Below are 23557 nucleotides of genomic sequence, written 5' to 3' on the forward strand. Positions count from 1 at the left end.
ATTAAGACATTTGTGCCCGAAAACACAATGTTCAAACAAAACAATGCATACTACAGAACAATTACAGCAGATTTTAGATAACGCAATACAAAATTTAAAGCTTCCGGATCATCCTAAGCAGCTTTACGATCCGATTACTTATATCATTAATCTTGGAGGAAAAAGGATAAGGCCATTATTGGTTTTAATGGCGACAGAGTTATTTGGCGAAGATGCTAACGAATCAGTTCACGCAGCGATGGCCATCGAGATTTTTCATAATTTTACGCTTGTTCATGACGACATTATGGATAATGCGCCATTGCGCAGAGGCCAGGCTACCGTGCATGAAAAATGGAGCGCTAACGTGGCTATTTTAAGTGGCGATGTAATGATGGTAGAGGCCAATAAAAATCTGGCTAAAGTAAATCCGATCTTTCTTAAAGATGTGTTGGATACTTTTAATGCTACAGCTCAGGGAGTTTGCGAGGGCCAACAGTTGGATATGGAATTTGAAAGCCGTGATGATGTGAGTATTGAAGAATATATCAATATGATCAGGTTAAAAACTGCGGTGCTTTTGGGCGGTGCGCTAAAGCTTGGAGCAATTATCGCCGGTGCTTCAGAAAAAGATGCAGACTTAATTTATCAGTTTGGCGAAAATATCGGCATTGCTTTTCAGCTACAGGATGATATTTTAGACGTTTACGCTGATCCGGAAAAATTCGGAAAACAGGTTGGTGGTGATATTATAGCCAACAAAAAAACATTTCTGCTATTAAAGGCATTCGAGCTTGCCGATGGAGAAACCAGAGCATCATTAGATACCTGGACAGCATCCAAAGAATTTAACACCCAGGAAAAGATAGATACAGTGCGCCAGGTTTACGATACCTTGGATATTCAGGATATCGCTAAAGAAAGCATGAACAATTACCTCAGCAAAGCGCTGGCCGTATTTGCGCAGATTAGTGTGAGTAAAGAAAGAAAATCAAATCTCTTAACGCTTACTGATCAGTTAATGGCAAGAGAGCATTAAGGTATTCGTCATTTCGAGCGAAGAGCAACGAAGCCGAGAAATCTATATCTAAAGATCTCTCCATTTCGCTGCGCTTCATCCGATAGCTATCGGATCGAGATGACGTACTTCATATATTTCCTTAAGCTTTCACCAATTTATATTTAATCCAAAAATCAGCAGATTTAGCAGCTAATTCGCCACCTACCGTTGGTCTCTGACCACCACCCATTTTTCCTCCGCCTCCCATACCGCCATGACCACTTCTGCCCATGCCGCCGCCTCCCATTCCGCCTCTGCCTCCAGATCTTCCACCACTTCTGTTTCCTCCTTCAGGAGTACCTTCTCTTTTAAAACTGGATTTACCAGGTTCATTTATTTTAATATTGTAAACAATCGGTTTTTTAAGATCCAGGCCAACCTGTAGTTGCGCTAATGGAATGCTCAGTTCGTAAATCAGATCCCTATTTGGATGAATGCTCATCCCCGTTTCAATGCCATCTTGATTTATCGCCGGCAACTCACCATCAGGAATATTTTTAAATCCTGCAACCTTAATACTTTTATTCATCATCGCCTGATCATGCATCTCTTTATCAGGGGATAAAGCATTATGCTCATGATGTTCTTCCCCTTCTTTCGGCATTGGTGGTCTTTCCATCAGCGGAAAAGTTAATTTCATCCCGTCCTTCTTTTTCCCTGCTGTATTAATATTTAAAGTAATGCCACCTCTTAACACACTAAAAGTAGTCTGAGGATCCAATGATTCTATAATAATATATAAATTTTTGTCATCGTTGGCCAAAGCGAAGGCTAGTTTGGTAGCATCGTTATATTCATTTAGTGGTTCGTTCCATTCATTCGATACACCATCGGCCTTAAATGGTTTTACCATGCGGATATTTTCTTCTACCTCCTGTGCATACAATAACCGGCCAGAAATAAGCGATAGAATTAATAAGGATATTTTTTTCAGATTCATTTGGATTAATTTTTAAATCAATGCCCAAATCTAATGGTCGCAAATGTTAATTTTTGTTATTTAACAGGGTTTAACACATTAGTCCGGAGTCGACGGTCCGGAGTCCGAAGTCTAATGATCGATTTTCTTAGATGTGTCATCCTGAGGAGGGATTATTATATAAAAATTAATATAAATGAAATAAAAGCTTAAGTATAGAGCTTCCTCAAGCTATCGTCATTTCGAGCGGAGTGCAACGCAGTCGAGAACCACAGAGTGCTCAGCGAAGCTAAATCTGACTATATAGATCTCTCCATTTCGCTGTGCTACAGTCGAGATGACGATCATTCTATTGGAATGGTAACGGAGTTGAAAGGCAATTAAGCAGTCTGAAATTGAGTGCTTGCCGTTTAGAAATAACCGATTTGACCAATGAACGAATGGCAAATGAACCAGTAAACCATATCTAAACAAAAAAAGTTCCGATTTGCATCGGAACTTTTAATTATAAGTTCGTTACTAATTATTCTGCAGGTGCAGCTTCTTCAGTAGTTTCGTCTTTTTTAGCAGCTTTTTTAGCTGGTGCTTTTTTAACTGGAGCAGCTTCTTCAGCTACAACTTCTTTCTTTGCAACCGCTTTTTTAGCAACTGGTGCTTTCGCTATTGCTGCTTCGATTTCAGCTTCAGTGATAGGAAGGATAGAAACATAAGATTTGTTATCTTGTTTCTTTCTGAAAATTACAGTACCATCAACTAAAGCAAATAAAGTGTGGTCTCTACCAATACCAACACCTTTATCAGGGTGGTGTTTTGTTCCACGTTGACGTACTAAAATGTTTCCAGCGATAGCTAATTGCCCACCGAAAATTTTAATACCTAAACGCTTACTATGCGATTCACGTCCGTTTTTCGAACTACCGGCTCCTTTTTTGTGTGCCATGATTTTATATTTTGTAACTCGCTAAAAAGCGAATTATTGGGTTAACAATTAATTATAGAGTGATGTCAGAAATCTGAATCTTAGTGAAAAACTGGCGGTGACCATTTTTCTTTTTGTAACCTTTTCTACGTTTTTTGTGGAAAATAATTACTTTATCACCTTTTAAATGAGATACGATCTTAGCTGAAACTTTAGCACCTTTAACTGCAGGAGCACCTACAGTAATTGCACCACCGTTGTCAACCAACAATACATTATCAAATTCAATACTAGCGCCTTCATCTCCTTGTAATCTGTGTACAAAAAGGTGCTGGTCTTTAGCAACTTTAAATTGCTGCCCTGCTATATTTACTATTGCGTACATTGTTTAAATATTAGTTTTTTAATTTTTATTTAACGAGGTGCAAATATAGAACAAATTCAATTAACACACAAATAGATATCGAAAATATTTTTAAGTAAAATCATATAGAATCAGAATTAGGAAGATTTAAGGATTTCAACATTGATTTGACGACTATGTTAATTGCATTTTTCGAAAATCATGCTTCAATAATTCCCTGGCTAAGCCCACCCTACTGCTTATTGTAGCGAGCAATTATATTGGAGCGCAGCGCCAGTACAAAACACTGAGTTTCTTCCCGTTTTACGCTTATACGCTTCGCTTCCTCGTAACTCGTTGCTGTAGGGTATCGCTTCAACCGGGGCTAATTGGCTACGACAGCATTTCATTTTTGTGGTTGCAGCGTGCGGAACCCGTGTCCCTAAACCCGATCCGATAGCTAGCTATCTATCTAATGCAGCGAACATCCCGATTTTTTCCACCGGGATAAAGCTTAAAGGACTGAAGCCAACCAAGAACCACCATCCGCTCATTTCCAAACATTTTACTGATAGTATTCCTTCAAAGTTAACTGTCATTCTGAACGCAGTGAAGAATCTTTACTTAATAGACGTAGAACCTAAGTTCAGCCCAGAGAGATTCTTCATTACATTCAGAATGACAAATTATTCTTTCCGCTTAAGATAATACGAATAATTCTCCGTGTTAATCTGTGCCTCTGCAGCTAAAGATCCTATTTATTTTCCTTCGTTAAAAAATGTTAAAACACTTTTTAATCTACGAATAATTCGTAGATTTACGAAAATTAAATAAACAACTTAAAACCCAAACCCATGAAACCAATCTTAATTATCTGTTTAGCAACAGTACTAAGCTTTTCAGTAAAAGCCCAAAACCCTGATAAAGCCATGGCAAGAATAAGATACACTTTTATCCACATAAGTGATACTACCCAAAGGGATAAACCACACACTGAAAATATGCTGCTTGTAACCGGAAAAAATGCTTCTGTATACACCAGTTATGATAAGCTTAACCAAGCGTTAAATACCCAGAAGCAGATTCAGGAACAAATGAAAAATCAAGCAGGCAACTCCAATATCAAAATCGAGGTGAAAAGCGAAATGAAAGTTCCATTAACACAGGAAGATTATTTCTTTTTTGCAAATGAGCATAAAATGATTACCAAAGAGCGCTTATTTAATAATTACCTGATTGAAGAAACTGCTCCACAAATTGACTGGAAAATTTTAAAAGACACCATGAGTTTTTCAGGGATAGCCTGCCAGAAAGCAACAGCAACCTTTAAAGGTAGAAAATGGGTTGCCTGGTTTGCCACAGAAATACCTTTTCAAAGCGGTCCGTGGAAATTAAACGGGTTGCCAGGTTTGATTATAGAGGCTTATGATGAGAAAAAAGAAGTAAAATTTACCTTCGCTGGTCTTGAAAACGTAAAAGACGATGCCAACCAAACAAACTCAGGTGAAGATGGCAAAATTGTAACGCCCAATGGCACAGGTGTGGTAAAAATGGTGGGGATAGATATAAGTACCGCATATCTGGGATCAGAGATTAAATTACCTGTGGATGCCATAAAAACTACCCGCAAGGAGCTGGACAAACTTAAAGCCGCAAGAGATAAAGACCCTCAAGGTTTTATGCAGACCCAAATGGCCGCAAGTGGCATGCAAGGTTCTTTTAAGGCTAATCCTGCTCCACGCCCGACTGGAGGTACAGCTGTCGGTAAACCAGAGATCAACAACCCAATCGAAATTCCAGGGAAGAAATGAGAAGCTATGTAATAATGCTGACGTTTTTGCTCACAGCTTTTTCGGCTCTGGCACAAAAGCCAATCAAAGGTTTGGTTAAGGATAGCTATGGAAAAGCGATTGAACTGGTTAATGTAAGCCTAAAAGATCCTGAAGGGAATATCATAAACTTTACGCGAACCAACCGGAATGGAGAATTTAATATCCCTTTAAAAAACGACCAGATTACGGGCTACAAAATTGAAGCCTCGAGCATTGGTTATAAAAAACTGAGCACGGTTATAACGGATGTAACCAAAAGTTACGAACTAATTATGCAAAACAGTGAAACAGCACTTGAAACCGTGACGGTAAAAAACCGTCCATCCTTAACGGCAAATGGTGATACCTTAAATTACAGGCCATCTGACTTTGCCGATAAACAAGACAGAAGTATTGGTGATGTGCTCAAGAAAATGCCGGGAATCGAAGTTGCTGAAGATGGCAAAATCAGCTACAACGGTAAATCGATTTCGAACCTCTATGTAGATGGCGATAATTTATTAGACGATAAATACAATATTGGCACCAAAAGTATTCCTCATGGCGCAGTTGATAAGGTACAGGTGATTCAAAACGATCAACCCATTAAAATGATGCGTAAAAATAACATGAGCGATGATGTTGCCTTAAACCTGGTGATTAAAGATGAAGCCAAGCTTAAAGTAATGGGCGATGCTACCGTTGGCGCCGGCATCCCTAAACGCTTTGATGAAAACCTTACGGCCATGCTTTTTAATAAAAAACTCAAATTTATCAATAACATCAAAGGAAACAACATCGGCAGCGATCCGGATATTGACCTTACCTCGCACAACCTGGCTGATTACTTAAAAAAGCTAGATAATGACAGACCAGGCGGCCTGCTTTCTACCGGAGCCGCGGGAGTGCCCTCCTTGCCACAAAGCAGGTACCTTTTTAATAAGGCAGGATTACTTAACTTAAACAATCTGTACAAGTTCAATCCCGATCTTCAGTTAAGGGCCAATATTTCATATTTGTATGATCAGCGGCATCAGGAGTACAGCAAATTTTCGGAAACTTATCTCCCCAATCAAACTATCCGATATTCAGAATCGCAGAACAATGCCATTAATCCACAAAAATTAAGGGCACAATTTAACCTGAACGGAAATGCAGAAAAATACTATCTGAACAATAATTTTGTACTCGATTATGCGCCTTTTAAAACATCTTCGGCTTTTGTAATCAATAATGTAGCGGCCAATCAGGTATTGCGGCAGGAAACACTCGATATTTCAAACGAGTTCAATTACCGTAAAAAGTTAAAGTCAGAAGATGTAATTAACCTGTACTCCTATTTAAACCGTACTACACAACCTGAAAACTTAAACATAAACCCCGGACTTAATGCTGATATTTTAAACAATGGGAACAGTTATCTTGGTTTAAGCCAGTATATCAAAATACCAACCTGGTACACTAATAACTATGCTTCTTTTGCTTTTGTAAACAATCATTTCGTTCAAACGTATAAGGCAGGTTTTAATGTGCAGCAACAAAAGCTCAATTCGGAACTTTACCGCACACAAAATAATCAGCAGACCGAACTTGTATCTGGCAATACCGTAAATGACCTTGATTGGCTAAAAACCAAGATATATACCGATGCCACATACGAATTTACCAACGATAAATTAAAGGCTGGATTGAGCTTGCCTTTAAGTTATAACCTGATTAAATACAGTGATGACATCAATCAGTTGGACAAGAGTCTGAATAAATTGTTTCTAAACCCTTCTCTGAATATAAAGTACCAAACCAGCGTTGAAAATTATGTGACAGCAAATTATAATTTCCGGAACGATTTAGGAGGAATAGATGATGTTTACCGGGGCACAGTATTAAAAAACTACCGCTCTCTTTTTGCCAATAATACCCCCATTTCGGAATCGAAAACCCATAATGTTGGTGCAGGGTTTAATTTCAGAAAAGCCATGCAGATGTTATTTATAAATTTGACCGCCAATTACAATGATGCCGAACTGAACACCATTTCTTCATACAGTTTAAGTAATAACATCCAGCAAAGGGTGGTATTGCCATTAAGCAATCATATCCGTACCCTATTTTTTAATGCAAACGCCAGCAAATACCTTTTTGCGCTGAAAAGCACAGTAAGTGGAGGTATTAGTTTTTCGCACAGCCAATATGATCAGTTGCAGAACAACGAACTTTTTGCATTTAATGCACAAACTATTTCTTACAAACTAGGAATAGAAGCAAAACTCACCAACTTTATTAATTGGTCTTACCTGGCAAATTTTTCGGTTACCGATAATAAAGCTAAAGTGGCCGACGCCATCAAAACGAATTTTCAGCAGCTCAGGCAGCAGTCTACCCTGGCTATTACCACTTTTAGAAATGTATATATAAACTTATCGGCCGAACATTTATTTACACATCAATCTACACAACCCAATTTAAAATATCTTTTTGCGGATATGAATCTCAAATACAAATATCTGAAAATGAAAACAGATTTTGAATTTGGCATCACCAACCTGGCGAATATCAAAAGTTTTGATGCGGTTTACCTTTCAGCCAATTCTCTTACCACCGGAACCTATTATATTCCGGGAAGAGTGGCGATGTTGAAAGCGACTTTTAGTTTTTAAGAACACAGGTCGTCATCTCGACTGGAACGCAGTGGAATGGAGAAATCTTTTAAAGATTCTTTAAACCAAGCCCAAAGATTTCTCCACTGCGGTCGAAATGACGATCTTACTAAATTCAAATCGGCTAATCATCATCTCCTGGAACGAAGAGATCTACAGTAGATTTCTCTACGCTACCTTCGACGACAGTTGTGCGAAATTAGGGTTTTGTAGTAATCTGGATAGCCTGATTATTTCTATCAATTTTCATATCAGAAACTTTATTGAGGTTCAGCTTATCAAGTTCTTCTTTTGTGATCTTATTTCCATTCAGGAAATAAGAGGTGGTTTCTGCAACCATTATTCCATTAGCATTTTGATGTTGACTTCCATCCTTTGCATTAGAGTTAGTGGTGGTTGATTTTATGAAATACATAAATCCAACTCCCTTTTTCCTGGGCATAGGCAGTTCTTCCAGATCTCCACCATTTTTAGTTAAAACTTTTACATCGATATTTTTATGATCCGATTTTACCGTATCTGTAAAGCTAAAGTGCTGTACAAAAGTTTTGCCTTTAAAATCACCGTCCGTTTTAAAGCTCATGATCTTCACTTTCTTGCCTAAGCCCTTTAACATATCCTCAACCGATCTCCGCGAAGAATCTACCCCATTGGTAATGCTTTTGATAATGAAAGTCATTTTATTAACCGTAGCAGGTTCTTTGAGCGTATTAATCAGGATTTTCTTTTTTGCTTTTGGTTTTAAAACTGTTTTTGATTTTGGCTGTAACTCAGTCACCTTTTTAGGCAAAACATCATTCACCATGTTGGTTAAAGGTGCTAAACTTTTCTTTACATCCTTTTTATCGATAGTAAAAGCGAGTGTGACGCAGAGCAATACCGGCAGTACAAATAAATACCGTGTTAAATTCACTTTCGATGAACGTTTGGCATTCATCATTTTAATCCGTTTCTTAAGATCAGACAGGTTAAAATTATTCACAATAGCTACTGATGGTTGTAAAGCACCTACATCCAACAAACTATATTGATAGGCTTTTTTATCGATTCCTTTTTTTAAGATCTTGGCATCCGTAATAAACTCAATATTTTCCCTTACCGCTTTTTTCATTAACCAAACGCCTGGATTAAACCAATAAAAAACCACGCAGATTTCAGCCAGAATAATATCTAAAGTATGCCATTCTTCTACATGTACGCGTTCATGCTCGAGGATATTGCTTAAATCTTGTTTTTTATGCAAACGCGGATTGATATAGATAGTCTGCCAAAAGCTAAATGGGCTTACTTCATCATTTAAAATCCGCACTTTATAATCGTTTAACTGATCTGGCGAAGATTTTTTATGCATCCTGTAAAGTGAAACAAACTGTATCAGTAACCTCATGCCCATTAATACAACACCAGCATAAAAGAATATGGTTAATGCTTGCCAAAATATCGAAACGGCATCCTGTTGTACCAATTGACTAACTTGTTGATTGAATTGAGGCACAAAGGCAGGTATAGCTTTCTGATCAGCAAAAAATTCGGTGAGGTTAATAAACGGGTAAGCCGAAGAAAAAATGATCCCAAACAGCAGAAATACCCTGTTGATGGAATAGAAAGTTAACTTTCGCAATACCACGTAGTAACTGGCCGAAAATAAGAGCAGTACCAGGTTAATTTTTAATAAAATGAGAAAGAAATGTGGCATGGCCTTTTACTTTTCAGGGTTCTCGATTAAATTTATAATCTCTTTAAGTTCTTCGGCACTGATCTTCTTATCCTTAGCGAAAAAGGCAACCAATTCTTTATAGGAACTTTGAAAGTAATTATTAACAAAACCGCTCATAAAGCGCTTTTTGTATTCTACTTCTTTAACCTTTGCACTGTAGCGGTTGGCATTGGCAAAACGCTCACTTACCAGAAAGCCTTTACGTTCCAGATTTTTAACCGTTGAGGCCAGTGTAGTGTATGGTGGTTTCGGCTCGGGCAGCACATCCATAAAATCTTTGATAAAACCTTTTCCAATCTGCCAAACAGCCAGCATCGCTTCTTCTTCCTGTAATGTTAACTTTTCCATTATTACGAATATATCGTAAATATACGAAAACATCCCAAAAGAAAAAAACTTTAATAAAAGGCTAACATTTAGCACTTTATTAAAGTCTTTTATTGTTTACTAGTTTATTGGCTATTAGATCATTAGTCAATAATTAACTGGTAATTGTTCAAATCGGTTAATCGACTCTAAATGCCCGGCTCCAAACTCCACCTAAGTAACTTTCAACACCATTAACATTGCCAGTCAATAGAAAGGTCGTCCTCTCGATCCGATAGCTATCGAATGGAACGTAGTGAAATAGAGAGATTTATCTGGATAGATTTAGCTTCGCTGAGCACTCTGTGGTTCTCGACTGCGCTGCGCTCCGCTCGAAATGACGACCTTATGTATTGTAATTTCCTTCCTCGACTTCCGACTCCGTTCCAAACTACAACACCCTTCGACTCCGCTCAGGGTGACAAATCGAGGGGAACCGATTGATTGACTCCAAACGCGAAACTCTTCACTCCAAACTCACTTATTTTCCGCTTCTTCTCTCTGCCTGATTTAAGGTTTCAATGATCACTTTTCTCATTTCTACCGCGGCATCCAGTAATTTAGGATTACCGTCGAAATCACCGTAGATTACAACATGTTTAGATTTTTCTTTGTATTTGAAAAGCAGGTCGTAGCGTGGTACGGCCATTGATTTTGCACTTTTTTTTCCAATGGTATCCGGAAAATTCCAAAGTCCGATTTCGTTGGCTTTACCATGCATATATAGGATATCATCGCTTTTTAAAAAAACTTTCTTGCGAACGATAGAATCTGCACTGGTAACATACTGGTACTCGCCAGTTGCAGAATTGTAACTATTTTCTAAGCTATCTTTTACACCCCATTTGTATTCCATTGATACAAAATCATTTTTTCTAAAGGGGGCATTCTGAATGATTGGTTTGTAATAGATGTAACAATAAATGATCATCGGCACGATGATGGTAATGGCTAAAAATATTTTTTTTCCTCTGCTTGACACTTTTTGTATTATTTATTGAATGAATGAATTTTGAATGATTGAATTAAAGAGCGTTAATAAGACTCAGGACTGAAGACTTTATACTTCGGACTCCTTAAGCTCCCCTTCCCACTTACTTACCACAGCGGTTGCAATACTATTACCCACCACATTGGTTGCCGAACGGCCCATATCCAGCAAAGGATCGATACCGATTAATAAGGCTAAACCTGCCTCGGGAATATTGAAACTGGCAATAGTACCGGCAATAACCACCAACGATGCTCTTGGCACACCAGCAATACCTTTACTGGTTAACATCAGGATTAACAACATCGAAATTTGCTGCTCAAAACCTAAATGAATACCATAAGCCTGCGCAATAAACAGCGAAGCAAAGGTCATGTACATCATCGATCCATCTAAATTGAACGAATAACCCAATGGAAGAACGAAACTTACAATTTTATCTTTACAGCCAAAACGCTCTAAAAGCATCATGGTTTTAGGATAAGCTGCTTCACTGCTTGCTGTACTGAAGGCCAGGAGTGCAGGCTCTTTCATATCGTTTACCAAACGGAAAATACGTTTCTTCAGTACTAAAAATCCTAAGAAAATTAAAACTGCCCAAAGTATGCCTAAACCCAGATAGAATTCGCCTATAAATATGGCATAGGTATTCAATACATTTAAGCCTTGTTTAGCCACTATAGCAGTCATAGCTCCGAAAACAGCCAATGGAGCAAAGTTCATTACATAACCGGTCATTTTTAAGATTACATGGGCAATAGCATCGAATGCTTTAATCACAACCTGTCCTAAATCGCCAATGGCAGCTGTGGCTACACCAAAGAATAGTGAAAATACAACAATCTGCAAAATTTCGTTGGTCGCCATTGATTCGGCAATACTTTTTGGAAAAACGTGTGCAATGAAATCTTTCACGCTCATTGCTGCTTTCTGGATACCCGTATTCACCAATTGATCTGGCAATGATAATTTCATATGTCTTCCCGGCTCAAATAAATTTACCAGAATCATACCCAATATCAGCGACATCAGCGACATGGCCAGGAACCAGCCTAATGTTTTGCCTCCAATTCTGCCTACAGCTTTAATATCACCTACTTTGGCTACGCCGACCACTAAGGTTGTAAACACCAATGGCGCAACAATCATCTTAATCAGCCGAAGAAAAATATCGCTCAGCAGGGTAAAATATTCTAGTTTTTTCTCCCTGATGTCTTCGTTCTCTTTTTTGATTTTGGCATTTGCTTTTCGCTCAGCCTTAAGCTGTGTATAACCTAGGCTGGTTGTATCAGTAGTTTTAGCAATACTAACCTCTATACTTTTAACTTTCGCATCGGCATTAAGGATCTTCTGGTTGTAAACATCAATTGAATTGACGTTTAGGATATAGCCGAGTATAATTCCAGCTATCAGTGCTAAGAAAATGAAAAGCGTGAGTTTGTTTTTCTTCATGAATATAAAAAGTTTGTGCCAACTTAATTTGGTAAAACTACGATATTTACGGCGTGTAACAAATTTTGATAATGGGTGACATTAAAAAACATATTAATGTTGTTGAGTTAAGCCACCCGACAAAGCGGAAAAAATTTAACTATGGATAGAAAGGATGCAGACAGATATGAAAATCTGTGTTTAGCTGTACACATCTATTGTTAAAACTTTTAACTCAATGACATTAAAAATATGCTATTTTTGATTTCTGCTGTAACAAAAAACGCACATCAACATCTAAAACGCAACTATAAACCCCTAAATGGAACAAAAAGACAAGTTATTTAAAGAGATCTTTGATTCGAATTCCAAAAAAATATTCCATTTATGTTATGGTTATAGTGGTGACACTGACGCCGCAAACGATCTTTTACAAGAGACTTTTTTAAAGGTCTGGCAAAACCTGGATAAATTCAGGAATAAATCTTTAATATCTACATGGATTTACAGAATTGCCGTAAATACCTGTCTAACCTATTTGAGATCTGAAAAAAGACAGGCAAAAGATGAATTAACAGATAATATCATTGAAAATAAGATAGAAGAATTTTCAGAGAAAAATGAACAGGTTGCCCTGCTTTACAAGTGTATATCGAAGCTTGAAGAGAATGACCGTTTGATTATTACGATGGTACTCGATGAGTTGCCATACCACGAAATTGCAGATATATCAGGGATAAGCGAAGGCAATTTAAGGGTAAAAATTCACCGAATTAAACAAAAATTAACAGAACTATATAACCAGTATGCAAGCGTTTGATCAAATACAGGAGTTGTGGCAAAAGCACGAGGTAGAAGTTAAAGTTTCTGCTGATGAGATGCTGCAACAAGCGAAGAAAGAAGTAAATGGATTAAAGCTGAAATCTGCTTTAAATATTTTTGGAATGCTGGCATCCTTTATTGCCATTGCCGCATTATGGGTATTTTTTCACTTCGAATCGTGGACTACACACGTAGGAATCAGCATTACCATTATTGCTATTGGTGTTTATACCTTAATTTTGTACCGCGATTACAGGTTAATTTCAAAAACAGACTTCACAGCTCACCCCAACGAATACTTAAACAACTTAAAAACCTATCAGTTAAACCGTTATAAACTTTATAACACTTTATATTGGTTTTATATGATTGCACTTTCATTGGGTCTCATATTTTACTTTGTAGAAATTCTTGCGCACTTTACAGTCGTTCAAAAAGTTTTAGCTGTTGGCTTAACTGCACTATGGATATTATTTTGCTCAACTATTTTAAGGAAAGCGGTAATCAACAGGGAAAAAGAACGAATAGCTTTATTGATCGAGAAATTTGAGCGCATTAGCGGACAGATTTCTACCCCCGAATAATTTTAGGCACGGTTTTTTCATTGTAAAAAACAACACATGAAAACATTATGATTTACCCCCCTTTTGGCAATAGAATGCGGTAAATCATGATTGGTTCAACACCGTTGGAACTAAAATTATACAAGTGAAAAAAATATTGATTGCATTTTTATTTTTGCTGGCATTACCCTGCACCTTTGCTTTTAAGCAGGATTTTTCTCAACCGGTACAACTGGATTGGGAAACTCACTTTAAAGGCAAAGCTGATATGCGTTCACCGTTTTTCGCTTTAACAGCCATGACATGGAAATACAGTTATGAGAGCACTGTTTACCGTAACCGTGTTGCCATTAAACTTCAAAATGATGTAAGTATAGATAAAAACAGATCGTGGGTAAAATGGGATAAGATTAAAGATCCCGAAATCAGGGCCAGTCTTTTACACCACGAACAAGGGCACGCTAATATTCAATATGTTTTACTTTTAGAAGCCGAAAGGGTATTGAAAAACAGAAACTATTCTGTAAACAACTATAAGGCTCAAATATCTGAACTCGCCAATCAGATCAGCAATTATTTTGATACCATGCAACGCAACTATGATGAAGAAACCGAGCATGGTAGCAACCATAAAATGCAGGCCCGATGGGATGACATTATCCAGGAGAAGATTGAAGAATCAAGGACTGCTATGGCTGAGCTACAAAAATAGTTTCGGAATAAAGACAAGAAGGCCTATAGCTACCGCAAGAAACGCAGCCACCAAAACCGCTGCAGCAGCCAAATCTTTTACCACTTTAATTTTTGGATGGTAATCTGGAGAAACCACATCTGCCAGTTTTTCGATAGCAGAGTTTAAAATTTCGGCTACAAAAACTGCTGAAATAACGGATAGAATGGCAATCCACTCCAGGATGGAGATTTTTAAGTAGAAAGATAAACCAATGGCAATTATTGCTGCAAACAGATGAACCCTGCCATTATAATCATTAACAAAAAAAAGCTTCAAGCCATTAAAGGCATATTTAAAGCTCTTAATACGATCTATAATTGAAAATTTTGGGTTGTTCATTTTTAATATATGGTTAATAGCATGAAAGATCCTTCGACTACACTACAATTGACAGACTCCAATAGAATAGTCGTCATCTCGACCGCAGCAAAGCGAAGTGGAGAGATCTTTGTAACAAGTTAATGAAATCAAATTTAAAAGATTTCTCCATTACGCTACCGATGAAAAATCTGTGAGCTTCATCCGATAGCTATCGGATCTAAAGGACGATTAACAGGTTAGAATTTGCCACCGCCATACGCATCACGCCAAGCGCCTTCCGCCTTCTACCCTACTTCACCTCACTGGTAGAAAAACTATTTCCGCTTAATTTATACTGATAGGTTTTGGTAACCGTTTTTGTGCTATCTGTACTATCCTTTACCGGGAAAGATCGAAACAGGTCTCCGTTTTTAATAAAAAAATTATCGTTGCCAGTATAACCTTTCTTTTGATTATTACTTAAAGAAGGGAAACCAATTTTCTTAAAATCGCCACCTGCGTATTCAAAAACATTGAGATCAGAAACATTTTTTTTGCTCAGCAACTGAATGTATAATTCAGGGTTTCCATCATTATCCAAGTCCATATTCCAGGCATCTGTGATGATTCCCTTGCGTTCTACCGCAGCAGATCTGTAATTATTGCGGATTGAATCGGACATTAAAATCTGGTATCCACCTATCGAATCCACCCCTTTTCCCCAACTTACAATTTCGAAATTTAATCCGGGTTTCACTTCTATATCTTTATAAAAACGGAAAGGATTTTTCTGCACTTTTACAGTTTCAGTTTTAATTTCTTTTGGTTTTTCTTCTGTACATGCAAAACAAAACAGCATCCCTGTTATAAATAAGAGATGCTGCCATGTAAATTTCTGTAGTTTCATTCTATTCGGGTTCATTTTGGTTGCCCCAAATTAAGTATTTTAGCCTATCAAAGCAATACCTTTTTATTTCTTTGCTTCGGTTTTAGCTTCTGGTGCTCCGTTATTTAAAACCGTTTCGGTAACTACACTTCTTCTACCACTTGGGGCAATTACGATGGTTTTTAATACCCTTTTCTCACCTTGCGGAACGGTAATTTTAATTGGTGATGTATACAAAAATGCATTTTCGGATGGGCGGGATAAATCAATCGAATAATAAATTTTAGCTCCTGCAACAGGTGCTTTTAAATCGATGGTAAAATCGCCACCTGTTAAAGTTTTATCACTTTGTCCGATTGGCGTAGGTACCCAAAAATTAATCCCCATTTTATCTAAACGCGCCAAATGTACCGGTAAACGCTGCTCAGAGAAGTTCTTTAAATCTTTACGTTCAACCGGCGACCAGGCAATCTCCGATAAAGCTAATATCCTGGGGAAAGCATGATTTTCTGCTTTCTCAGGGGTTTTAATATACTCTGTCCACATATTGGCCTGTACACCTTTGATATACTTTCGCTCATCAGCAGTTAAAACTTTCGGAATCGGATCGTAAGCATATATTTTTTGATAAGGTGCAAAGCCACCGATGGTAACCGGCTCATCAGGAGAATTAGATTGTTTATGATCAATATATAATCCCATCGATCCTGGGGTCATAATTACATCGTGTTTTTGCTGTGCAGCTGCAATTCCGCCGTCTTCTCCCCTCCAGCTCATTACTGTTGCATTTGGCGCCAAACCACCTTCTAAAATCTCATCCCAACCAATAATCGAGCGTCCTTTTCCGTTTACATGTTTTTCTATCGTCTGGATAAAATAGCTTTGTAATTCATGCTCATCTTTCAAACCTTTTTCTTTCATTAAAGCCTGGCAAAACGGCGATTCTTTCCAATAGGTTTTAGGTGCTTCATCACCTCCGATATGGATATATTTAGAAGGGAAAATGGCAATTACCTCATCCAGAATATTGTTCAGGAAAGTAAAAGTGTTTTCCGAGGGTACAAAAATGTCATCAAAAACACCCCAGGTTTGCTGTACCTGCTTTCCTTTTCTGCTGCCGGCCCACGGTGTTTTATCGCTGATAAAAGTATCCCGGTCAGGAAAACAGCTTAATTCAGGATAAGCAGCAATTGCAGCAGAAGCATGACCTGGCAATTCAATTTCCGGAATTACCGTAATGTATTTCTCTGCAGCATATCTTACAATTTCTTTAGCTTCTTCCTGGGTATAATAACCTTTAACAGGTGTTAGGTAATTGCCATTACCCGGGTAATTACCTATTATAGTACCGTTACGGGAAGAACCGATCTCGGTAAGTTTAGGGTATTTTTTTATTTCCAGTCTCCAGCCCTGATCATCAGTTAAATGCCAGTGGAAAGTATTGATTTTATAGTAAGCCAATTGATCGATGTACTTTTTGATAAAAGAAATCGGGAAGAAATGACGGCTTACATCCAACATCGTTCCACGGTAGGCAAAACGTGGGTAATCGTTAATATTAACGGCGGGGATGGTAATTTTATCAGCAACTTTATCTGGTATCATTTGCATAGCCGATTGTACGGCATAAAACAGACCTGCACCTTTTCCTGTTAAAACAATTTGTTTCGGTGTAACTTTAATGGTATAACCTTCAGCAGGTAATTGATCTGCTCCAACAGATGTTAAAATGACAGCCTTTTGGTTAGGTTGAGGAATTTTAGTTTCCCTTAAGGCAAAACCTGCCTTGGTAACGATAAAAGCATTTAATAAATCAGCCATCTTTGCGCCGTCGATGCTTTGATTGACTAAAACTGTGGTTTTATCTAATACGAAGTTTCCGTTGGCCCTGGTAATGGCCACCGGTGCAGGGATGATACCCATATTAGGATCACCTTGCGCAAATGCACCCGTACTGATTAATACTCCAATAAAAATCGATAATGCTTTGTTCATTTTTTGTGTAGGTTTTATAACTTAAACTAATATTTGACCCAAGATAGAGATTATGGAGATATTACAAATCCCACATTCTTGTTACAATAGAAATCAAACGTTTGACTGCACCGCATAATGCAGATAAATCTTAAGATTAAGAGATCGTCATCTCGAGCGGAGTGTAACGCAGTCGAGAAATCTACATTTCATAGCTTCTACAGCAGATTTCTCCATTTCACTACGTTTTAGTCGAAAGGATGATTACTTTTTGGAAATCAGGCGCAGAAGCGCTTAGGTTAGAACAGCCCCGCTCCCGCTTCTGCCAATTTGAAGGAAATTGGCATCCCGCTTCGATCGGGTTTAGGTGGCCAGACCGGTAAACTATTTGGGGTTGAAGTGTGCAGAAAAACATGAACACTATACCATTAGACCCCTAATAGTAGCAGAAACTGCGTATTTAAACCTGATTGCAATGAAAAGCACGCAAGCGAGGTACGAGTGCGGACTTGAAATGTAAAGCAGGACTAACAATAAAAAGAACTACTGCAATTGCTTTCCAAAAAATAGAGATTTTATAAAATAAGATTTGCTTTAATAGATCGGCGTGATTGAGAGGGCTACTCAATATAAAAAAGAGAAACCATTACTGATTTCTCTTTTTCTAAATAATAAAATTATTCTTAAGCTTCTACTGGATGTTCTTTAGCGGCCAGGTACCTCTCGGCATCAAGCGCAGCCATACAACCAGAACCTGCAGCTGTTACGGCCTGACGGTAGTACATATCCTGCACATCTCCACAGGCAAACACGCCTTCTATGTTGGTTAAAGTAGAACCTGGTTTAGTAGTTAAATAACCGGTTTCATCCATATCTAACTGGCCTTTAAAAATATCGGTGTTCGGTTTATGACCAATAGCCACGAAGAAACCTTCTACGGCGATATCAGATTCGACATCTGTTTTGTTATTTAAAACTTTAACTGCAGTTACATTTTTGCCGTTACCCAGAATCTCTTGCGTTTCAGTATTGTAATGAACCACAATATTTGGTGTTGCCAATACGCGGCTAACCATCGCTTTAGAAGCTCTGAATTCATCCCTACGCACCAGTAAATGCACAGTTTTACAAAGTTTTGCTAAATAAGTTGCTTCTTCAGCTGCCGTATCTCCGGCACCTACAATGGCAACATCCTGACCTTTAAAAAAGAAACCATCGCATACTGCACAGGCCGAAACACCAAAACCATTGTATTGTTGCTCACTTGGCAAACCTAACCATTTAGCAGTAGCCCCGGTAGCAATAATTACTGTATCAGCTGTTATGGTTTTAATTTCGTCAACCACTACTTTATGTGGTGTTGAAGAGAAATCTACCGAACTTACATAACCGAAACGGATATCGGTGCCAAAACGCTCTGCCTGCTTGCGGAAATCTTCCATCATTTCTGGCCCCATAATTCCTTGCGGGTAGCCTGGAAAATTTTCTACATCAGTAGTTTGCGTAAGCTGTCCGCCAGCTTGCATTCCGGTATACATTATTGGCTTTAAATCAGCTCTGGCAGCATAAATTGCAGCAGTATAACCTGCAGGACCCGAACCTATAATTAAACACTGAACGTGCTCGTTTTCTTGTGACATTATATAGTGTGTTTGAAATTCATTAATCGTAGCGCAAATTTAATGCTTTAAATAATTGTTAGCAAATGCGCTTTGTCAACATAGTTTACTTATTAACAGTTGAGGGTGGGGCGCATGGCGAAAAGCGCGAAGCTGATAGCGTTCGACACACGGCGTTAAGCTTAGGTGTATTCAGGTGGCTTAGGTGGTAAAAAAATCTTCGTGTGTCAGATATTTCTACCTGACACCCATTAATAAATCTGTCAAATGGTAACACCTGACAGCACTTATGAACCTAAGTTTGTATTACTCCTACATTAAACTTCTTCGTAATCGGAGATTGGTTAGCTGCCTCTATCCCCATCGAAATTACCTTCCTGGTTTCTAAAGGATCGATTATTCCATCAACCCAAAGCCGTGATGCCGCATAATAAGGAGTGGTTTGGCTGTCGTATTTATCGGTAATTTCTTTTAACAATTCGGCTTCTTTCTCTGGTGTAATTACCTCCCCTTTTGCTTTCAAAGAGGCTTGTTGAATCTGCAACAATGTTTTTGCCGCCTGTGAGCCACCCATTACGGCAATTTTTGCTGTTGGCCAGGCATAAATCAAACGTGGATCGTAAGCTTTACCGCACATTGCATAATTACCGGCACCATAAGAATTGCCCAGTACGATTGTGAATTTTGGCACCACAGAATTGGCAACCGCATTAACCATTTTAGCACCGTCTTTAATAATGCCACCATGCTCTGATCGGCTGCCTACCATAAAACCGGTCACATCCTGTAAAAAAACCAATGGAATTTTCTTCTGGTTACAATTCATAATAAAGCGGGTAGCTTTATCGGCACTGTCAGAATAAATTACGCCGCCAAATTGCATTTCACCCTTTTTCGACTTCACTACTTTACGCTGATTGGCTACGATCCCCACTGCCCATCCATCAATACGGCCTAAACCACAAACAATACTTTGTCCATAGCCTTTTTTATATTCTTCAAATTCGGATCCATCAACCAAACGGTTAATGATATCCATTATTTCGTAAGGTTTATCCCGGTTTTCAGGAAGGATACCATACAGTTCTTCTTCTTTCTCTTTGGGTTTTGCAGGCTTGATACGATCGAAACCTGCATGCTGAGGTGCGCCCAACATGCTCATGATGTTTCTAATGCTATCCAAGCAGGCCTGATCGTTAGGATGTTTATAATCGGTAACACCGGAGATTTCGCAATGTGTGGTGGCACCACCTAAAGTTTCGTTATCCACTTCTTCGCCGATGGCCGATTTTACCAGGTAAGAACCGGCTAAAAATACAGATCCGGTTTTATCCACAATCATTGCTTCATCGCTCATAATTGGCAAGTAGGCCCCTCCAGCAACACAAGCCCCCATAATGGCAGAAATCTGCACAATCCCTTCTGAAGACATCAAAGCATTATTACGAAACATCCGTCCAAAGTGTTCTTTATCGGGAAAAATTTCATCTTGCATGGGCAGATATACCCCTGCACTATCAACCAGGTAAATTACTGGTAAACGATTTTCCATGGCAATTTCCTGCGCGCGGAGGTTCTTTTTCGCAGTCATCGGGAACCAGGCCCCAGCTTTTACCGTGGCATCATTGGCAACAATCATACATTGCCTGCCACTTACATAACCTATACCACATACTACTCCTGCAGATGGACATCCACCCTGCTCGGCATACATGCCATCAGCGGTAAAGGCTCCGACTTCTAAAAAGTCAGAATCTTTATCAATTAAATAAGCAATCCGTTCACGGGCCAGCAGCTTACCTTTTTCTTTTTGTTTTGCAGCATTCTTTTCGCCACCTCCCAGGTATATTTTTTTGAGTCTGGTTTTCAGTTCGTAAACCAACTGTTTATTTACATCCTCGTTTTTATTGAATTCGATATTCATGGAGGCAATTTAAATTTAATTTTAGAAAAACAATATTGACCAAATCGGTTTCTGGTCTAAGGGAAGGTTTAACTGCAAAGTGCATTAAGTTTTTAATACCAAGAGTTGCTTAATCGCAAAGTATGCAAAGGATAGCCGCAAATAGCGCATTTTTTTTATACCACAAAGTTCACAGAGAAAAGACACAGAGGACACAGCGTTGAGATTAGATGAAAAATTTCCGTGTTTTTCGTGCGTCCCTGGCTTTTTTTACCGCAAAGTACGCAAAGGATAGCCACAAAGAGCCCTAAGTGTTTTTAACCACAGAGATCACAAGTAAAATGCACAGAGGACATGGGGTCTGGATTATGTGAAAAATCTTCGTGCCTTCCGGGCATTCATGGCATTTTTAACCGCAAAGGGTTCAAAGTCTTCATAATAGAGAATGTAAATAAAAATCACAGAAGACAAGAAAATTATTATGCCCTCGGTGTTTCTCTGTGAAAAACTCAGTGATCTCTGTGGTTAATTACTGCGGCAAATTTTGATAAACAACTCCGTCAATCTTTATTTTTTGATATTTCTCAGCCCAACCTTTGCCTTTAATATATTTTACTTCAGACGGATGCCCTTTTAAATTAGGATGGTAAATAGGATCGAATGAAAAGGTCATTTCCTGATCTGATTTTTGAACTACAGTTACTTCATTATCATTCTCATCCTTTTCGCCAGTGGTAAAAAACTTATCGCCTATTTTGGCATTAAAATCAGCACGGATATAGGTTTTAGTCGGGTTATCGGGGTAACTTTCTACCAATCTATTGCGTTCGTCGATCCGAAGATATACCGTACTGCTAGCATCGCCACCTACAAGGGAATAAAATTGGTAAAAAAGCTTCTTATTAATCCGAACAGTATCCTTAATTTCTGTATAGGATTGAGCATTCATATACCATAAATTGCCTATCTGCATAGGCAAAAATGAACCGGCTGCCGAATTTTGATCTTTACTCGTTTGGCATGACAGGATAAACAGACTGAATAAAATAAAAATTAAGGGGTTTCGGTTTTTGATCATGAGCGAATGTATTTTCTTATTTACGTTAAAGATAAACAATTCACTACATTGTAAGTCATTAATTCACAAAATGATACAAGAAAACTACCTCTCCGCTAAAGGCAGGCTTTTTCTGATCTTCAATTTCCATTTCAATGGCCATGTTTACCTTGGTTACGCCACGCAGATTGATAATAGAAGCAAGTTTAGCTTTTAACCTAACCTTACTGTTAACCGTTACGGCTTGCGCGAACCTTAAACTTTCTATCCCATAGTTGATCTCCATTTTTAGGTTCTGGATATCAACAATTTCTTTCCATAAATAAGGAATTAAAGATAAGGTTAAATAACCGTGTGCAATAGTTGCTTTAAACGGTCCTTCATTTTGTGCCCGCTCTTCATCAACATGGATCCATTGATGGTCTAATGTAGCGTCGGCAAATTTGTTGATCTGTTCTTGTGTAATGGTATGCCATGAAGAAATGCCTAATTCCTTGCCAAGGTATTGTTCAAATTCTGCGTGGGAGGTAATGATTTGCATTTTGGTTATATTTAAGCGCCGAGCGTTATGCGGCTGGCGGGTTGATAATTGATTTTAGAGTTGATTCTTGTTTTTTAGTTCCGTTTTAAATGAAGTTTTGATATAGACTTTTTTGGCTGATAGTCCAAGGTCTTATTGCTCAAAGTCTACAACCGGCCTATTAACTATTGACAATAAACTATTGACTATCAGCCATGAACCATTAAACTATTAACGATGATCCATGAGCAACTGGCTATCCTGCAGTTAACTCAAGTTCCTCTCCCTAAACCACACTTCATCAGGAATGGCAGAAAAATCATCCATCTTATTGATTAAAATTTCAGGATCTGCTTCATTAAAAACCAGGTCGCGGTTGGCAGGTTTTAAAAATTTGCTCTGCACCATCATTTCCATTTGGGCAAACAGCGGATCGTAAAAACCATTTACATTTAAAATGCCAATAGGTTTGTGATGCAGGCCTAACTGCAACCAGGTAAGCACTTCAAAAAATTCTTCAAGTGTACCAAAACCACCGGGTAAGATCACAAATCCATCACTTAAATCGGCCATTTTCTGTTTTCTCTGGTGCATATTTTCAGTCACGATCATTTCAGTTATTCCCTTATGTCCAACTTCCTTATCCATTAAAAACTGAGGGATGATACCAGTAACCGAACCGCCAAGCTCCAGTACATCGTTGGCTAGAACCCCCATCACCCCAACACTACCGCCACCGTAAACCAACTTAATCTGCTGTTTTACTAAAGTTTCTGCCAACTGTTTTATCGCATTGCGTAACTGTATATCTCCATTAAAGTTTGAGCCACAGTACACACAAACCGATTTAAGCTTATTCATTTTTTTAAAATTTACCGAAGTTAAGATTTTATAAGCTTTCTATAAATTTTAATTCTGCACAAAGCTGTTACAGGACTTATTTTAATTAAACCTCGCAGGTTTTGAAAACCTACGAGGTTTGATCGT

At 38.3% G+C, this 23557-nt stretch carries 21 protein-coding genes; 6 read left to right on the forward strand and 15 right to left on the reverse strand.

Annotated elements, in window-relative coordinates; genetic code table 11:
* The first annotated feature begins 43 nt into the window (after positions 1-43).
* Positions 44-1018 carry a polyprenyl synthetase family protein gene (locus tag KYH19_RS10375; protein WP_219078642.1) on the forward strand — a complete coding sequence of 325 codons (975 nt, stop codon included), beginning with the start codon at positions 44-46 and terminating at the stop codon, positions 1016-1018.
* 121 nt (positions 1019-1139) lie between these two features.
* Here KYH19_RS10375 and KYH19_RS10380 read toward each other — a convergent pair whose 3' ends face one another.
* The 3 genes from KYH19_RS10380 to rplU all read right to left on the reverse strand — a co-directional run bounded on the left by KYH19_RS10380 (position 1140) and on the right by rplU (position 3262).
* A complete protein-coding gene (locus tag KYH19_RS10380) occupies positions 1140-1979 on the reverse strand; it encodes a hypothetical protein (protein ID WP_219078643.1) in 840 nt (279 codons plus the stop codon).
* A gap of 502 nt (positions 1980-2481) precedes the next feature.
* On the reverse strand, positions 2482-2898 hold the full coding sequence (gene rpmA / locus KYH19_RS10385; RefSeq protein WP_121284982.1) for a 50S ribosomal protein L27: 417 nt from the start codon (positions 2896-2898) through the stop codon (positions 2482-2484).
* A 52-nt stretch (positions 2899-2950) separates the two neighbouring features.
* Positions 2951-3262, reverse strand: a complete 312-nt coding sequence (gene rplU, locus KYH19_RS10390) for a 50S ribosomal protein L21 (protein WP_025146774.1) — start codon at positions 3260-3262, stop codon at positions 2951-2953.
* 812 nt (positions 3263-4074) lie between these two features.
* Between rplU and KYH19_RS10395 the strand changes: the two genes are divergently transcribed.
* A complete protein-coding gene (locus KYH19_RS10395) occupies positions 4075-5031 on the forward strand; it encodes a GLPGLI family protein (RefSeq protein WP_219078644.1) in 957 nt (318 codons plus the stop codon).
* A 14-nt stretch (positions 5032-5045) separates the two neighbouring features.
* Positions 5046-7688 carry a TonB-dependent receptor gene (locus KYH19_RS10400; RefSeq protein WP_219078645.1) on the forward strand — a complete coding sequence of 881 codons (2643 nt, stop codon included), beginning with the start codon at positions 5046-5048 and terminating at the stop codon, positions 7686-7688.
* A 199-nt stretch (positions 7689-7887) separates the two neighbouring features.
* On the opposite strand, the gene KYH19_RS10405 is transcribed toward KYH19_RS10400, so the two are convergent.
* From KYH19_RS10405 to KYH19_RS10420, 4 genes are all read right to left on the reverse strand, one after another.
* A complete protein-coding gene (locus tag KYH19_RS10405) occupies positions 7888-9384 on the reverse strand; it encodes a M56 family metallopeptidase (protein ID WP_219078646.1) in 1497 nt (498 codons plus the stop codon).
* Positions 9385-9390: 6 nt separating this feature from the next.
* On the reverse strand, positions 9391-9753 hold the full coding sequence (locus KYH19_RS10410; RefSeq protein WP_121284986.1) for a BlaI/MecI/CopY family transcriptional regulator: 363 nt from the start codon (positions 9751-9753) through the stop codon (positions 9391-9393).
* Positions 9754-10252: 499 nt separating this feature from the next.
* A complete protein-coding gene (locus KYH19_RS10415; protein WP_132396992.1) occupies positions 10253-10753 on the reverse strand; it encodes a hypothetical protein in 501 nt (166 codons plus the stop codon).
* Positions 10754-10831: 78 nt separating this feature from the next.
* Positions 10832-12214 (reverse strand): dicarboxylate/amino acid:cation symporter, encoded by a 1383-nt coding sequence (locus tag KYH19_RS10420; protein ID WP_219078647.1) that lies wholly within the window; start codon positions 12212-12214, stop codon positions 10832-10834.
* Positions 12215-12515: 301 nt separating this feature from the next.
* On the opposite strand from KYH19_RS10420, the gene KYH19_RS10425 reads away from it, so the two are divergent.
* The 3 genes from KYH19_RS10425 to KYH19_RS10435 all read left to right on the forward strand — a co-directional run bounded on the left by KYH19_RS10425 (position 12516) and on the right by KYH19_RS10435 (position 14290).
* Positions 12516-13013 carry an RNA polymerase sigma factor gene (locus tag KYH19_RS10425; protein ID WP_219078648.1) on the forward strand — a complete coding sequence of 166 codons (498 nt, stop codon included), beginning with the start codon at positions 12516-12518 and terminating at the stop codon, positions 13011-13013.
* Positions 13000-13599: a hypothetical protein gene (locus tag KYH19_RS10430; RefSeq protein WP_219078649.1), complete on the forward strand. Its 600-nt coding sequence runs from the start codon at positions 13000-13002 to the stop codon at positions 13597-13599. The genes KYH19_RS10425 and KYH19_RS10430 overlap by 14 nt, the downstream gene beginning before the upstream one ends.
* Positions 13600-13723: 124 nt before the next feature.
* Positions 13724-14290: a DUF922 domain-containing protein gene (locus KYH19_RS10435; RefSeq protein ID WP_219078650.1), complete on the forward strand. Its 567-nt coding sequence runs from the start codon at positions 13724-13726 to the stop codon at positions 14288-14290.
* Here the strand turns inward: KYH19_RS10435 and KYH19_RS10440 are convergent.
* From KYH19_RS10440 to KYH19_RS10475, 8 genes are all read right to left on the reverse strand, one after another.
* Complete coding sequence (locus KYH19_RS10440) at positions 14279-14650, reverse strand: diacylglycerol kinase family protein (protein WP_219078651.1); 372 nt, start codon at positions 14648-14650, stop codon at positions 14279-14281. The two genes, KYH19_RS10435 and KYH19_RS10440, sit on opposite strands and share 12 nt — an antisense overlap.
* A gap of 271 nt (positions 14651-14921) precedes the next feature.
* On the reverse strand, positions 14922-15518 hold the full coding sequence (locus KYH19_RS10445) for a hypothetical protein (RefSeq protein WP_219078652.1): 597 nt from the start codon (positions 15516-15518) through the stop codon (positions 14922-14924).
* 63 nt (positions 15519-15581) lie between these two features.
* Positions 15582-17492 carry a beta-N-acetylhexosaminidase gene (locus KYH19_RS10450; protein ID WP_219078653.1) on the reverse strand — a complete coding sequence of 637 codons (1911 nt, stop codon included), beginning with the start codon at positions 17490-17492 and terminating at the stop codon, positions 15582-15584.
* Positions 17493-18154: 662 nt separating this feature from the next.
* Entirely contained in the window at positions 18155-19111 is a 957-nt protein-coding gene (gene trxB, locus KYH19_RS10455; protein WP_219078654.1) for a thioredoxin-disulfide reductase, read from the reverse strand.
* 274 nt (positions 19112-19385) lie between these two features.
* Entirely contained in the window at positions 19386-21014 is a 1629-nt protein-coding gene (locus tag KYH19_RS10460; RefSeq protein ID WP_219078655.1) for an acyl-CoA carboxylase subunit beta, read from the reverse strand.
* A gap of 508 nt (positions 21015-21522) precedes the next feature.
* Positions 21523-22071 (reverse strand): hypothetical protein, encoded by a 549-nt coding sequence (locus KYH19_RS10465; RefSeq protein WP_219078656.1) that lies wholly within the window; start codon positions 22069-22071, stop codon positions 21523-21525.
* Positions 22072-22129: 58 nt separating this feature from the next.
* Positions 22130-22591, reverse strand: coding sequence for a MaoC family dehydratase (locus tag KYH19_RS10470; RefSeq protein ID WP_121284754.1), 462 nt, complete (start codon positions 22589-22591; stop codon positions 22130-22132).
* Positions 22592-22837: 246 nt separating this feature from the next.
* On the reverse strand, positions 22838-23431 hold the full coding sequence (locus KYH19_RS10475; RefSeq protein WP_219078657.1) for a TIGR00730 family Rossman fold protein: 594 nt from the start codon (positions 23429-23431) through the stop codon (positions 22838-22840).
* Positions 23432-23557 lie beyond the last annotated feature (126 nt).

The organism is Pedobacter sp. D749 (genome assembly GCF_019317285.1).
Taxonomy (GTDB): domain Bacteria; phylum Bacteroidota; class Bacteroidia; order Sphingobacteriales; family Sphingobacteriaceae; genus Pedobacter.